The sequence below is a fragment of the Verrucomicrobiia bacterium genome (assembly GCA_019634625.1).
GTDB lineage: Bacteria > Verrucomicrobiota > Verrucomicrobiia > Limisphaerales > CAIMTB01 > CAIMTB01.
This window is the reverse complement of the sequence record JAHCBA010000017.1, coordinates 50610-65762: the sequence shown is the minus strand read 5'-3', so window position 1 is coordinate 65762 and position 15153 is coordinate 50610. Positions and strand designations below refer to the sequence as shown.

Sequence of the window (15153 nt, the reverse complement as noted above, 5' to 3'; positions counted from 1 at the left end):
CGATTCGGACGCCACGGTTCCGTGCTGACCATCGTGAAGAAATGGAGCGGGTGAAGGGAATCGAACCCTCGCTTCAGGCTTGGGAAGCCCGCGTTCTACCATTGAACCACACCCGCACCGCGAACGACCAAGTTCCTATCAAGAGCACCGCCCCGGCGCAACCGTTCGTTTGAGGCCCAAATCGTCCCCAGGTGCATCCCCGGATTGCGGGTGGGGAGGCAGTCCATCGGAGGGACGAACCCCGCGAGTCCATGGAAAGCCACTTCCGGAGTTGGGGTCGGCAACGCCATTCACGCCAGCGCACGCAGTTCCGCCCGCAGCAGGGTGGCGAGGGGTCCCAATGTCTCCCGGTCGAAGGCGAACCGGCATCCCGCCGCCTCGAACAAATCCGGCAGGGGCCTGGATCCGCCCAACCCCAGCGCCCGCTTGTACCCCGCCAATGCCGCCCCGCGATCCTCGCGGGATCGCAGCCACACCTGCAACGCCCCGATCTGTGCCAGCCCGTACTCGACGTAGTAGAACGGATACAGAAACACATGGAGCTGACGGTGCCACGACCACGACCGCGCCGACTCCCAGCCCGTCCAGTCCGTGTCGCCGCCGAACCGGTTCATCAACCCATTCCATGCCGCGGCCCGTTCCTCGCGCGTGTGCTCCGGGTGCGTGTAGATCCAGTGCTGAAACGCATCCACCGCCGCAATCCATGGAAACGTCTCGACCACCCCCTCGAGGTGATCCCGCCGCGCCCGCCGCAGATCGTCTGCGCCGTAGAACGCGTCCAGATACTCGCCTCCCAGGAACTCCATGCTCATCGATGCGACCTCGCAGAACTCGATCGGCGCATCCCGGTACGCATAGAAATCCTCGTCCCGCGTGGCCATGGTGTGGAACGCATGCCCCGCCTCGTGCAGCAGCGTCTCCACGTCCCGCTGCTGGCCCACCGCATTCATGAAAATGAACGGAAGGCGCGCCTCCGGCAGGGAACTCTGGTAGCCGCCGGGCGCCTTGCCCTTCCGGTTCCCAAGGTCCAGCAGCTTCAACGCCCGCATCTGACGGAACTGTTCGGCCAGTCCTGCATCCAGCCGTTCCATGATCCGTTCGGTCCCGGTCTCCAACCCGTCCACCTGCTCGAACGGCCGGAGCGGCGGACGGTTCGCCACATCCACCATGAGATCCCACGGCCGGAGCGTCCCGACCCCGAGGCGCTGGCGCCGTTCCTCCTGCAACTCCCGCAACAGGGGCACCATCTCGGCCTCGATCGCCGCATGAAACGCTTCGCAATCCGCCGGCGTGTAATCGAACCGGCCCCGCAGCGGGAAGGCGTAATCCCGGTAGCTGCCGTAACCCGCGTTGTTGGCGATCCGGTGCCGCAACCGCACCAACTCGTCGAACTGACTCTCGAAGGTCTCCTTCTCCTTCAGGCGCCGTTCCGCCACCCGTTCCCAAGCCTCCTGCCGCAAGGCCCGATCGGGTTCCTCCAGGTACCGGCCCATTTGCACCAGGGTCTTCTCCTCCCCCTGGAAGGTCACCGTCATGGCCCCCGACACCTTCTGGTACTGTTGCCCGATCCGAGCCTCCTCGGTCTCCAGGGGCACGTTCTCATCCCGGTACAGCGCCACATGGACCTCCGCATGGCGGTCGAACTCCCGGTACCGGCCCGCCGGCAGATCGCCCCGTGCGGGATGCGCGAGATACATCCGTTCGAGCTGGAACTGCCGCGGCTTCAGTTCGGGCTCGATCTGCTCGACAAAATCCAGATAGGCCCGCTCCGCCTCCGCATCCTCCGTATGGCAGGTCATCCCGATGTACCGTCGTGCGCTCTCCTCCCCGATCGCAGCCGTCAACTCGCTCCAATCCCCCAACCATCGCTCCAGTTCGGCGCCCGTCTGTGCCGCCCCCAACCGTATCTCCAACAGGTCGAACAACGGCTCGATCGCGTCCCACTCGTTCCAATCCACCGTGGTCGGCAGGAACCGCCGCTCCCGATAGGGAGCCAGCTCTCCAAATGGCAGCAAACTCATCGCCCGCGCAGCGTCCTCAATGCTCCAATCCGGCGCAAGCCCTCCCACCCCGCCTCCCTCATTGCCCCGGCTGCCGCAGGCCCCCACCCCATGAACCCGCGTTTTCGCGTCGCCTCCCGCCCCCGTTCCGGATTTCTTTGGCGCCGTTCATGAAGACCAAGGCCGCCCGGAAATCCCGCCCCTCCGACCGCTACGTCATCATCATGGCCGGCGGTCGCGGCGAACGCTTCTGGCCCGTCAGCCGCGAAAAGACCCCCAAGCAACTCATCCGCCTCCTCGGCGACCAGTCCTTCCTCCAGCAGGCCGTCCACCGCGTTCTCCCCGTCGTCCCGGCCGAAAACATTCTCGTCATCACCAACGCCGCCCAGGCCCCCGAGGTCCGACGTCAACTGCCCCTCCTGCCACGGGAAAATGTCGTGGCCGAACCCGTCGGCCGCGATACCTGCGCCGCCGTCACCCTCGGCGCCGCCCTCGTCGGCGCCCGCTCCACCACAGGCGTCATGGCCGTTCTCCCCGCCGACCACGTCATCCCCGAGGAGAAGAAGTTCCAGCGCGTCCTCGCCGACGCCCTCGACCTCGCCAGCCGCGGCCAGGTCATCGTCACCATCGGCATCCAACCCACCGAACCCGCCACCGGCTACGGCTATATCCGTGTCGGCGCCCCGCTCCCGCCTCCCCAGGGCGCCAAACCCTACAAAACCGTCTTCCACCGCGCCGAACGGTTCAAGGAGAAGCCCGATCACGACACCGCCCTCGAATACCTCCAGTCCGGACAATACCGCTGGAACGCCGGCATGTTCATCTGGTCCTTTGTCACCGTCACCCAGGGCCTCCAGGCGCATCAGCCCGCCATGCACGAGGCCTGCCACCGCTGGTTCGAAGCCGCCGCCGCCGGTCCCGCCCGCCTCTCCCGCACCCTGGCCGCCGAATACCCCGAGGTAAAACGCATCGCCATCGACTTCGCCCTGCTCGAACACGCCCAGAATGTCGTCGTCGCCGATGGCGACTTCTCCTGGGACGACCTCGGCTCCTGGAACGCCCTCGCCCGTCACCTCAAACCGGACTCCGAGGGCAATTGTTCCCAGGCCGACTTCCTCCACGTCGATGCCGCCCGCAACATCGTCTTCGATGCCAGGTCCCCGGCCCGCCGCACCCCCATCTGCCTCGTCGGCCTCCGCGACTCCATCGTGGTGCAAACCGACGACGCCACCCTCGTCGCCCACAAGTCCCAGTCCCAGAAAATCAAGGAACTCGTCCGCCGCCTCGCCGCCGACCCGGACCGGGCCCGATGGGTTTGAAGCCTGAACACCCACCGCTTCCCCATCCTCTTCGCCGGTAGGCGCCCCTGTCCATCCCCCCGGGAAGTCACAGGGCCGGCGTCTGCGGGCCTCCCGCAACCGGCGCCCGCCGGTAGTCCATCACCTCGCCCAGGACCCGCCGGGCTGTCTCGATCGGCGGTTCCCCGTCCAGGTACGGCACCACGCACGACACCACCTCAACGGCCGACCGGCTCTTCCCCGTCAACAGAGACCACTCCAGGGTCGGGCGATCGAAGAACGCCATCGGGATTTCCTCCCCGTTCCGCCAGATGCCCCAGACCTGCACCGCCCGCTGGCCCACTCCCGCGAACCGGAACAGATGCATCGTCAATGCCCGGTCCCCGAAGCGGACCTCCAGCGGCTCCACCTGGCCCTCCACCCGCCATCCGCCCGCCGGCATGCAAATGTCCGGACGATGCCCCGTCACCCAGCGGTTCGCCGCGGCCGGTTTCCAGAAGAAATGGTACAAGTGCACCCGCCCGCCCCACACCCCGTCCTCTTCGCGCGTGTACATCCCGCCTTCCGTCGGAGCCAGGGCCGCCCAGATGTCCGAACGCATCGTCTCCTCGACCGTCCCCGTTTCCTCCCCCGTCCGCACCGCGAAATACGGTCCTTCCTGCGGCGGATCCCGACGATCCAGCACAGACAGCCAGGCATGGTACGCCACCACCCCGGCCATCCCGATTCCCAAGGCCGGCGCAAAGGACGGCATCCGCCGCCACTCGAAGTCCCGCACCCGCCCCGCCAGGCGTCGCCACGCCGGAAGCTCCCCGCCGGCCCCCTTTCGCCGCGGCGGTTCGGTCGGCACCGCCCCCTCCCCGGCCGTCAACACCCGTCCCAGCACCCACGCCAGAAGCGGCAACCCCACCAGGATGGCGTCCCCGATGCCGTCGTGAAACCGGTCCATCGCCTCCACACCCCGCGTCTCCATGACCAGACACAACGCGAGCGTCCGCCCCAGGTTCAGCACCATGGCCAGGGCGGCACACAGGACGATCAACATCAGGCGCCGGCCCCACCGCAGAAAAAACAACTCCCCCACCGCCAGGCTGATCATCAGGCTGGCCTGCAACGACCGGATCCCGCTGCACGCCTCGGCAATCCCCACCGGACCCTCCCGCATCAGAATCGTCGTCCCCTGCGGCTGCGCATGAATTCCCAGCACATGCAGCACCTCGACAATCACCGTCGCCACCATCTGCTGCAGCCCGATCGTCACCGGTGTTTCGTACCGTTTGGGCCAGGCCACCGCGGTCAGGAAGAAAAGCACCGGAAACGCCAGGGTCCGCACCAACGGCCAGCCCCCCAGACAACGCCCCGCCCAAAGCGTCGCCCCCACCGCCGCCAGCGCGAGGCCCCAGTTGTTCAGCCGGTCGTCGGGCAGTTCGTTGCGGAGCAACTCGACCGGCAATGCCAGCAAGGCCACCAGCGCCACCCCAAGCCCGATCGCCGACGGTCGCGCCGGCCAGCGCGGCGCCCCCCACAATTCCCGGCCCACCATCGGCTCATCCAGCCGGCGCCACAGGAAGAACACGATCAACGGAGTGACAAACCACCCGTACGAGTACATCGGGTTGTCCCGCCACTCGTCCACGCACCCCGCCACCGCCCAGACCCACAATCCCAGCAGTCCCAGCCCCAGCGCCCACGCCCGTCCCACCCCCGGTCTCCCCAACGCCCCCGATGCGCCACCCGCATCCGCCCCCGTGGACGCCGCCGCTGACTCGGTTCCCATCGCCATGTGCGCCCTCTCCTACCGGCCGGGCCCCGCGGCGTCCACAAACTCATCCGCCGGATCGAAGGGCGGGATCGGGATGTTCAACAACCGCATCCGTCCCACCGCCCGATGGCGGCACCCCGGATGGATCATCACCGCCATCAACGGCAGGACGGGCAACCGGTTGCCATCCAGCTCAAGGTGACCCTCCCCTTCAAGAACCACGTAGATCTCCGTGGTCCGCCCGTGATGGTGAAGGGCCGCCTCCCCTTCGATCTCCACCAGATGCACCGTCGCCAGCCCCCCGGGCACCCCGCCAAAGCCGCGCCGCGCCGTCCCGCACGGACAGGGCACCGGCGGCAACTGGTCCAGTTGCACCACCGCGTATCGCTCCATGCCGAACCCTACCCTGCCGCCGCGCCGTCCGTCCACCCGCACCGGAGCGATGGGATCAGGACGATTCGGTGCATCCCGGAGTTGTGGGTGAGGAGGCAGCCAATCGGAGGGACGAGCTCCGCGAGTCCACAACCCAAAGCACCACCCCCTTGCGGCCTCGTGGAACCCTGCCCTCCGACGTCACCACCCCGTTCCACCCTTCGGAGGGACGAGCTCCGCGAGTCCACAACCCAGCGCTCCACTCCGCTGCGGCCTCGTGGAACCCTGCCCTCCGAGGCAACGCTTCGCGACGTTCGCACCTCTCCCCACGACTCCGGGATGCACGGACGCCGGTTTGGGCCCGTACCCGCGGCTTGCCAAGACCCCCGCCCTTGCGAGACACTTTCCCCGACGGGACGCCCGCCACTTTCTGGCGTCGCCCGTTCCCGATCGCGCGGGTAGCTCAATTGGCTAGAGCGTCGGCCTCCGGAGCCGAAGGTTGTGGGTTCAAGCCCCGCCCCGCGCACCACCTCGATTCGGGCGTCCTGGCGTGAGCCCGGTTGCTCATCCCAAGGCACCCCTCCCCGGCCGGCCTCGTGGAACCCGACCCTCCGATTCCTCCCCTTCGCTTCACTCCGGAGGGACGAACTCCGCGAGTCCACGCCAACCGTAAATGATCGGGGGATCGGCGACCTGCGTCACCGATCCCCCGTCAATGTTCAGCTTGCGGAACCAGCCGCCGCCGCCCTGGGCCTTACCAGAACCCGAAGCCGTGATAGCGGTGGTTGTGGATCCAGCGCCGGTAGATGGCCTCGAGGGCGTACCGGTTCGAGTGACTTCGCAGCAACCCGAACCATCCCTGGTTGTACACGAACAGGTCGGTCCAGCCGCCGGTGCCGCGGAACTCGGCCACGTGGAAGTTGTCCACGGATCCCAGGTTCCATCCGCCGATCCAGCCGGACTGCCAGGTGCCCTGAAGGGCGTTTTCGCCGTTCGAGCGCAGGATGCCGAGATACTGCGTGGACCAGTTCACGGCATTGAACACCACCAGGTCCTCGTTGCCGTCCCCGTTCACATCGGCCGCATAGAACCGGTCCCGGCGGCGCATGTTCCAGCCGGGGATGGTGTCCTCGTACCGGCGCCGGAACTGGAGCCGGCCCGCCTCGTTGCAGGCGAACAGGGCCAGATACTCCGGACCCCAGTCGCGCCCGTTGAAGATCGCCAGATCCTTGGTCCTGTCCCCGTTGAAATTCACCGGGATCAGCTCGTCCTGGCGCCGCATCGTCCAGAACAGGGAGTTCCCCTGCTGGATCGTCCCGTAATACCGGTCGGCGAGGGACAACGCGCTCCCCGTCGAGTTGAAGATCATCAGGTGAACCTGATTCCAGTCCTGGGTGTTGTGCGCGATGACTCCCATCCTCCCGTCGCCGTTGTAGTCGCCCACGTGGAACCTCTCGTTCCGCCCCATCTCCCACCCCGGCAGGTAACGGTCGTACCGCCTTGAGTACACCAACTGCGTGCCGGTCGAACGAAGCATCAGGAAATACGGCATGTTCCAGTCGCGCCCATTAAAGACCATCAGGTCGTCCCTTCCGTCCCCGCTAAAATCCCCGGCGTAGAACTGGTCGTTGCGCCTCATCTCGCCCCAGCCCGGCAGGTCCCGGTCGTACCGGCGCACCGGCTCGAATCCCGTTCCCGTCGATCGCAGCAGACAGAGATACGGCTGGTTCCAGTCCACCAGGTTGATCACGTACAGATCCGTCCGGCCATCCCCATCGAAGTCACCCGGAATCAAAATGTCGTTCCGGCGGAACTCCCAGGACCGGGTGGCCGCCGCGTTGCGCAGCAGATCCGTGTGGTACCACGTCGGCTCGAGGACCCCGGTCACCGCCCGCGGAGGCGTGCCCGTGACCGGATCGTTCGGCCCGACCGTGCGGTCCCGCGCCAGGTACAACGACAACTGCCGGTCATCCAGGATCACCAGGTCGGTGCGGCCGTCCCCGTCGAAGTCACCCACCACGCTCTTCCGGAAGTCCCCTTCCTGAAAGCCGCGCGCCGTCTCCCGCACCGCGGTGTACCCGACCGGGTTGTGCGGCGGGGTGTTGTTGTTCATGCGGCCCCGCCACGACGGACGGAAGATGCCGTTCCACCACTGCTGGTTCCCGCGGGTCGCCCCGGGAAACAATCCGACGTCCTGGTCGGTGTTGGCCACATTCGCCTGCGCCGTCGGGACCGGCCGCGTCGGCGGGATCCACACGTTCCATTTGATCTGGTTCCGAACGGTGACCCGGGTCTGATTCACCTCCGTGAGTTCCGCGCCCGCGTAACTCCCGCACCCCGCCGCTCCCTGGTTGCACTGATACTCGTCCTGCTGGCTGGCAAAGAAGTGCCCGAACTCGTGCGCGAACGTCCCCCATCCGCTGGCCAGCGTCACCGCGAAGTGAGTGCCCCGGGCGCACCCGCCGCCCGTGCTCACATTCAACACCACGGCGATCCCGTCCACCTCGGGCACCAATCCGTTGATGATCCCGTTCATGAGCGCGATCGTGTTCGGCCCGGGCTCCATCCAGCAGCGGTTCCAGACCCCGCTGTACCGGTACTGCAGCGCCGTGTTGCGCGTCGTGACCACCGCCCCGTTGGTGTTCACCGTCGTGATCCCGGACTGCGCCGAGAAGGTGTTGACCCGGAAAATGTTGATCCCATTGAGAATCTCCCGGTGCACGTCCCGCGACAGCAGATCCTGCATCACGGTGTTCTCGACGTAATTGTTGAACGCATTCTGGTCGGCCGCGGTATTGGCAAAGCCGTCCCCGATCACGACGAAGTTGAACTTCGACGCCCGCGGACCGCTCCGGAACAACTGCGTCACCGTCGGCGCCGGCAGCCCCGCCGCCAGGGAGGCCCCGCCTCCCGTCCGTCGCGGCTCGGTCTCCCTCGCCACCTTGACCAGGTCATCCCCGGTGGTCCTGCCGATCGACTTGAAGCTGTCCTGGTGCTTCGCAAACGTCTCCGGATCCAGAACCTCGATTTCCGCCGGGCCCATGTACCGGAAGAACTCGATCGTCATCCCCTGAAGCGCCGTGTCCTTCTCCAGCACCGGAATCGGCACCCGCACATCGGCCGCGGGCTGTTCCTCGCTCCCATGCGATCCCCGATATGGCGGCGGAGGATCGTACGACCGGATCTCGAACGGATTGTCCAGGGCCCCGATGAAATAGATCTGGTTCAGGAAACGCTCCCGATCGGCCACCGGCGACCGCACCACCCATACCAGCGAACCCACGCTGGGGTGTTTCGGCCAGTGGGGGGTCTCCACCAGAAGCGGATCCAGCCGCCACGCGTCGCCCGCCACCAGGGCCGCCTCGACAATCGCCACGCCGCCGTCCGCCTTCACCTCCAACGCGGCCCTCAGGTGCCGGCCAGGCTCGACGAAGTTCGGGTTGATCTCCTGCGGCAATTCCTTCTCCGGATCCGGCACCTCCACCCGGAACACCTTGTCCGATGTCGATCCCGGCTCCGGCGGTTCCAGCGTGAACGCCTCCGGACGCGGGAAATTCGGGATTCCCTCGAAGCCGTCCTCGATCTTGCCCCGGCCAATGTCCGCCGGGTCGTCCGGAAGCTCCCGCTCCTGGAACCGCTCGATCCCGCTCCATCGCTCCGGCAGCGCCGGATCGTCCTTTTCCGGCGGGGTCGTCCAAACCCTGAAACCCCGGCTGGCCAGCGCCTCCCCGATCTCAACGCCCTCCATCTCCCCCGGCTCCCACGGTCGCCACGGATCGTACGGCTCGGTGGGAAACACGTCGCTTCCCAACTGCCGCCTCAGCGAAGCCAGCACCACCCCCGTCGGCGCGGCCTGGCCGACCTTCAGCACCGTCGCCTTGCCATCGTCCGTAACAACGATGTCGTAGGGAGTCACACTAAACCGGTAGAACCGGTACGGTACGGCCTTGGTCTCTTCCCCCTCGTGAGTCGGCACCGCCATCGTGACAGGCAGGCCCGCCGAGATGACCGGCTCACCCACATCCACCCACCGCGGCGTCGCCGGACTCTCCGAGGTTTGTAGCTGAATCACTGAGTCCGCCGGCGCGGACATCACCAGTTCTACGAATCCGCCTGAGCCGAATTCGTCCTCGTAGGGCGCAATGCGTGGAAAGACGGGCAATGCGTCCTGCCCAGTTACAGTAGGACTCAGGCCAAGAAGGCCCGCCGCCACGAACAACACCTGGGCACGGCAAAGGAATGAAGTGGAGTCTGTCATGAGTTCCTTGGTTCAACCGCCTTGTGGCCCGGGAAAGCCCTTGCTGTGATTGGCAACGAGTCCCCGGCTTGCCGGCCACCGTAGTGATTCGAATCCTGACGTCAAGAAAAGCTGCTCCCAAAACTCTTTCACATCGATCCGGGGTGGCTTCAACCCACCGGGCCTTCCGCCTCTCCTCCGTGCCTGGGTGTATCCGCTTTTTCCCGTGCCCCTTCCTTCCATCCGGCGATACCCTCCCCGCACGATGTCGTGTCTCCTCCGCTGGAGCCTGTTCTGCGTCCTTCTGGGTGCCTCCGTGCCATCCGGCGCCGAAGTGCTCTTCGATTTCCAAACCCCGTGGCGCTGGCGCAAGGCCACTTCCGAGCCGTCCTCCCCCGATCCCAGCGCCTGGCGGACCCCCGGGTTTCAGGACACCGCCTGGAACATCGGCCCCGCCCCGTTCTACTACGGGGAACCCCTCACCGGCACCCTGCTCGGCGACATGCGCGGCAATTACACCGGCATCTACCTGCGGAAAACCTTCGTCGTGGACGATCCAGCCGCCTTCACCGGACTTCGCCTCCACGCTCTGTCCGACGACGGCTTCGTCGCCTGGCTCAACGGTCATCCAGTCGTCCGCTTCAATGTCCCGGATGGCGAAATCCCCTTTCGCGGCACCTCCCGACCCGCCCTGGCGGAACCGATCCCCACGGAGTCCCACGAGATCCGGAACTTCCGCGAAATCCTGGCGCCGGGCCCCAATGTGATCGCCGTCCATGCCCTCAATGCGTCCCTCGGCGACAGCAGTGACTTCGTCTTCCAGGCGTCGCTCGAAGCGGACATCGACACCGATCCTCCGCAGGTGCTCGCGGTCGTTCCGGCCCCCGGCTCGCGTGTCCGCGAGCTTTACCGGCTGACGGTGATGTTCAATGAACCCGTCACCGGGGTGGATGCCGGCGACCTGCTCCTTGGAGGGCAGGCGGCCACGAATCTCATCGCCCTCGACGCCGATCAGTACGTGTTCGAGTTCCCGGCGGCGCCACCCGGGAACCTTGCCGCCGCATGGGTTCCCCACCATGGCATCCGCGACACCGCCCCTCTCGCCAACGCCTTCGCCGGCGGTTCCTGGGAATACACCGTCGATCCGGATCTGCCCCCTCCGGCGGTTTCCATCAGTGAGTTCATGGCCTCCAACCGGCGCACCCTGAACGACGAGGATGGAGACGCCTCCGACTGGATCGAGATCGCCAATCCCACCGCGGAACCGGTTTCGCTCGAAGGATGGACCCTGACCGATTCGGCGGCTCAATGGGCGAAATGGCGGTTTCCAGCCGTCACGCTCCCGGCCGAGGGATTCCTGGTGGTGTACGCCTCCGGGAAGGACCGCCGCGATCCGGCCCGACCCCTGCACGCCAATTTCAGCCTCGACCGCGCCGGCGAGTATCTCGGGCTCTACCGCCCCTCCGGGCAGGTGATGTCCGAGTTCGCCCCCGCTTTCCCCCCGCAGGAGGAGGACATCTCGTACGGACGCCTGCCCACCGACCCGCTCTTGTCCGGATACTTCGTGGAACCGACACCCGGAGCCCCCAACACCGAGGGTGGACCCGGATTCGCCCCGGCCGTGCGCTTCTCCCGGATCGGGGGGACCTTCACCCAGCGCTTCACCCTGGTCCTCTCCGCCGAACACCCGGAGGCCACGATCCGGTTCACCACCGACGGTTCCCTGCCCACCGGTCAGTCGCCCGCGTACGACTCGCCCCTGACCGTTTCCACCACCCTGCGTCTCCGGGCCCGGGCCTTTGTTCCCGGACTCCTCCCGGGACCGCCCTCGGCGGAATACTACGTGCAGGTCAACGCCTCGGCCCTGGGTGTCACCTCGCACCTGCCGCTGGTCGTCATGCACGGCTTCGGTCGGGGTACCGTGCCGGCCGATGGCGAATACCCTGCGTTCTTTTCCCTCTACGAACCCCGGGGCGGCGTGAGTTCTCTGACCAACGCCCCGGACCTCCGCACCCGCGCGCGCCTCAACATCCGCGGCTCGAGCACGCTGGGGCAGCCGAAAAAGAATTACAGTGTCGAGTTCCGGGATGAACTGGATGCCGCCCGCAACCTCTCCCCGCTCGGCATGCCCGCCGAGTCCGACTGGATTCTCTACGCCCCCAACAATTTCGAACCCATCCTCATCCACAACCCGTTCATGTACCAACTGAGCAACGAACTCGGCTGGTACGCCTCCCGCACCCGCTTCGTCGAGGTGTACTTCCAGCCCGGCTCCGGCGCGCTCGGGTCCAGTCAGTACGCCGGCATCTATGTCCTCATGGAAAAGGTCAAACGCAACGCCAGCCGCGTCGCCATCGACCGCCTCCAACCGGAGCACATCCTGCCTCCCCAGGTCACCGGCGGTTACCTCCTCAAAATTGACCGCCTCGACCCCGGCGATTCCGGACTGGGCGCCGCCGGCCAGACGATCGCCTACGTCGATCCCAAGGAGCGCGACATCCGCCTGCCCCAGCGCGTGGCCCAGCGCAACTACATCCGCGATTACCTCAACGCCTTCGGCACCGCCCTCAACGCCCCCAACTGGCAGCACCCAACGCTCGGCTGGCGGGCCTACGTGGACCAGGAATCCTGGCTCGATCATCACCTCCTCAACGTCCTCGCCTTCAATGTCGATGCCCTCCGCCTCAGCACCTTCTTCCACAAACCCCGCGAGGGGCGCCTGACCTTCGGCCCCATCTGGGATTTCGACCGCGCCCTCAATTCCACCGACGGTCGCGACGCCAACCCCCGTGTCTGGTCGGCCTCCGGCGGGACGGACTTCTTCAACTATCCGTGGTGGGGCCGTCTCTTCCGCGATGCCGACTTCTGGCAACGCTGGATCGATCGCTACCAGGAACTCCGCCTGACCTCCTTCTCCCAGGACCGCCTCTTCGCCCTCGTCGACGATCTCACCGACGAAGTGCGTCCCGCCCAACCCCGCGAAGCCGCCCGCTGGCCCGGTTTCACCACCCCGCGCGGCAGTTACCAGAACGAGATCCAGATCCTCAAGACCTGGCTCTCCCGCCGCCTCGCCTTCATGGACACCAACTTCCTCGCCGCCCCCACCCTCGGCCGCCAACCCGGTGTCGTCCCCCCCAACTCATCCCTCACCCTCTCGGGTCCCCCCGGCGCCCAGATCCACTACACCCTCGACGGCTCCGACCCGCGCGCACCCGGCGGCGCCGTGTCCGCATCCGCCCTGACCTACGCCGGCCCAATCCCGCTCGGCACCCGGGCCCTGGTCACCGCCCGCGCCCGCAATCTGTCGCACCGCAATCTGACCGGCTCGGGCAATCCGCCGATCTCGTCCCCATGGTCGGGCAGAACCCAGGCGCGCTTCTCCACCCTGCCCGCACCCGAACCCGGCGAACTCCGCATCACCGAGATCCATTACCGACCCTCGGCGCCCTCCGCCTCCGAACTGGCGGCTCTCCCCTCGCTCTCCCGCGGCGACTTCGAATTCATCGAACTGGCCAATCTCGGAACCCGCACCCTCGATCTCATCGATCTCCACGCCGTCCAGGGTATCCGCTTCGCCTTCGCCACCGGAACCCTCACCGTCCTCGGCCCCGGCGAACGCCTCGTCCTTGTCCGCAACCCCGCCGCGTTCACCCTCCGCTATGGCGCCGTCCCCCAGGTCGCCGGCGCCTTCGAGGGCGGACTCGACCGCACCGGCGAACGTCTCCGGTTCGCCACCTCCTCCGGACAGGTCATCGCCGAGGTCGAGTTCCGCGACGGCTGGCACCCGACCACCGACGGCTTCGGCTTCTCCCTCGTTCCCGTGGACGAATCCGCCCCGCCCCCGCCGCCAGGCCGGTTCCCGGAACTCTGGCGGCCCAGCGCCTTTCCCGGCGGTTCCCCCGGCCTCCCCGATCCCGCCCCCGTCCGTCCCGCCTCCGTGGTGATTCACGAAATCCTCACCCACACCGATCTGCCCCAGCGCGACGGCATCGAACTCCACAACCCCGGCCCCTTCCCCGTCTCCATCGGCGGTTGGTATCTCACCGACGACCGCACCGTGCCCGCCAAATACCGCCTCCCGCCCGGAACCGTCCTTCCCCCCGGCGGCTATCTCTGGCTCGACGAGGGCGATTTCGCCGATCAGGCCGCCCCACTCCCCGGTTTCCGCCTCGATTCCACCGGCGAATCCGCCTGGCTCTTCGGCACGGACCCCTCAGGTCAACTCACCGGCTACGCCCACGGATTCCGCTTCGGCGCAGCCGCCAACGGAGTGAGTTTCGGCCGCGAATTGACCTGCGACGGCCTCGAACGTCTCGTGCCCCAACGCGCCTTCACCCCAGGCGCCCCCAACGCCGGCCCCCTGCCCCCTGCCGTCGTCCTGTCCGAAATCCACTACCGCCCGCCGGACATCCGGCTTGGCTCCTACGGCCTCAATGACACCACCCTCGAATTCGTGGAACTGGTCAACGCCTCCCCACATCCCGTGCCCCTCTTCGATCCCGAATTCCCAACCCACACCTGGCGCCTCACCGGTTCCATCGACTTCACCTTTCCCCCGGACATCACCCTGCCCCCGGGCGCCATCCTCCTGCTCGTTCACTTCGATCCGGAGACCAATCCCCAGGCCCGCGTGCAATTCCAGACCACCTTCAACGTGCCTCCTTCCATCCCCCTCTTCGGACCTTTCGCCGGTTCCCTCCCCAATTCCGATGGAACCCTGGAGCTCGTCCGACCCGACCGCCCCCAGGGTCCGACCTCCCCGCAACCCGGCATGATCCCGGCCATCGTCGTGGACCGGCTGAACTATACGGACCGCGCTCCGTGGCCCGCCTCCGCCGATGGCGGCGGCCATTCCCTTCAGCGCGTGGAATTCGATGCCCTGGGCAATCAACCCCGCGTCTGGATCGCCGCCCCGCCCACCCCCGGACGGCTGCCCCCGCCCAACCTCGATTCCGACGGCGACGGCCTCCCCGACGCCTGGGAGGTCCGTCATTGCCTCGATCCCATGGACCCCGATGACGCGCTCCTCGACACCGACGGCGACGGGGCGACCAATCGCGACGAGTTCCTCGCCCGCACCCATCCGCAGGATCCGGACGATGTGCTCCGCTGGACCCATGCCGCCGCCACGCCTGACCGGCTGACCCTGTCCTTCATCGCCAAGGCCGGCCTCGCGTACCGCATCGAATCCCGGGACGGTTTCGAAACCTCATGGCAGACCTGGCAGCTCATCCCCGCCGCACCCGGGGACCGCACCCTCGAACTGCCCGATCAGCCTCCCGCCGCCGTCGCGCGCTTCTATCGCATCCGCATCGATCCCGCCCCTTGACCCCGCAGGATCGCACGGCCGCGGCCGCGCAAGTCCTCCAGGCTTCGACAACTCGAAGCCTGGTGCATCCCGGTCAGCACCTGCCCGGCAATCGTCGGTGCCATTCTCATCGCGAACGATGCCGGCATACCTCTTCCGGTCGGTTTGCGCTTTAC

6 protein-coding genes and 2 tRNA genes are annotated in these 15153 nt (G+C 67.0%); 3 read left to right on the top strand and 5 right to left on the bottom strand.

The features are described from left to right. Nucleotides 1–42 precede the first annotated feature (42 nt). Together KF833_11900 and KF833_11895 are read right to left on the bottom strand one after the other, a co-directional pair. Nucleotides 43–116 (bottom strand) — tRNA-Gly (locus KF833_11900). A 174-nt stretch (nt 117–290) separates the two neighbouring features. Continuing rightward, nucleotides 291–2021: a M3 family oligoendopeptidase gene (locus KF833_11895; protein MBX3745999.1), complete on the bottom strand. Its 1731-nt coding sequence runs from the start codon at nt 2019–2021 to the stop codon at nt 291–293. A 149-nt stretch (nt 2022–2170) separates the two neighbouring features. Here KF833_11895 and KF833_11890 point away from each other — a divergent pair, with 149 nt between their 5' ends. Continuing rightward, nucleotides 2171–3319: a mannose-1-phosphate guanylyltransferase gene (locus KF833_11890; GenBank protein MBX3745998.1), complete on the top strand. Its 1149-nt coding sequence runs from the start codon at nt 2171–2173 to the stop codon at nt 3317–3319. Between the two features lie 67 nt (nt 3320–3386). On the opposite strand, the gene KF833_11885 is transcribed toward KF833_11890, so the two are convergent. Continuing rightward, the gene (locus KF833_11885; protein MBX3745997.1) at nt 3387–5081 is read right to left on the bottom strand and encodes an exosortase/archaeosortase family protein; all 1695 of its coding nucleotides are present in this window, start codon (nt 5079–5081) and stop codon (nt 3387–3389) included. A gap of 12 nt (nt 5082–5093) precedes the next feature. Next, the gene (locus KF833_11880; protein MBX3745996.1) at nt 5094–5453 is read right to left on the bottom strand and encodes a cupin domain-containing protein; all 360 of its coding nucleotides are present in this window, start codon (nt 5451–5453) and stop codon (nt 5094–5096) included. A gap of 431 nt (nt 5454–5884) precedes the next feature. Here KF833_11880 and KF833_11875 point away from each other — a divergent pair. Continuing rightward, nucleotides 5885–5961, top strand: a tRNA-Arg gene (locus tag KF833_11875). A 225-nt stretch (nt 5962–6186) separates the two neighbouring features. Here KF833_11875 and KF833_11870 read toward each other — a convergent pair. After that, on the bottom strand, nt 6187–9414 hold the full coding sequence (locus KF833_11870) for a VCBS repeat-containing protein (protein MBX3745995.1): 3228 nt from the start codon (nt 9412–9414) through the stop codon (nt 6187–6189). A gap of 520 nt (nt 9415–9934) precedes the next feature. Between KF833_11870 and KF833_11865 the strand changes: the two genes are divergently transcribed. Continuing rightward, nucleotides 9935–14998: a CotH kinase family protein gene (locus KF833_11865; GenBank protein ID MBX3745994.1), complete on the top strand. Its 5064-nt coding sequence runs from the start codon at nt 9935–9937 to the stop codon at nt 14996–14998. Nucleotides 14999–15153: the final 155 nt, after the last annotated feature.

Coding starts and splice junctions, on each gene's coding strand:
- KF833_11895 (MBX3745999.1), bottom strand. CDS start 2,021: ATGAGTTTGCTGCCATTTGGAGAGCTGGCTCCCTATCGGGAGCGGCGG.
- KF833_11890 (MBX3745998.1), top strand. CDS start 2,171: ATGAAGACCAAGGCCGCCCGGAAATCCCGCCCCTCCGACCGCTACGTC.
- KF833_11885 (MBX3745997.1), bottom strand. CDS start 5,081: ATGGCGATGGGAACCGAGTCAGCGGCGGCGTCCACGGGGGCGGATGCG.
- KF833_11880 (MBX3745996.1), bottom strand. CDS start 5,453: ATGGAGCGATACGCGGTGGTGCAACTGGACCAGTTGCCGCCGGTGCCC.
- KF833_11870 (MBX3745995.1), bottom strand. CDS start 9,414: ATGGCGGTGCCGACTCACGAGGGGGAAGAGACCAAGGCCGTACCGTAC.
- KF833_11865 (MBX3745994.1), top strand. CDS start 9,935: ATGTCGTGTCTCCTCCGCTGGAGCCTGTTCTGCGTCCTTCTGGGTGCC.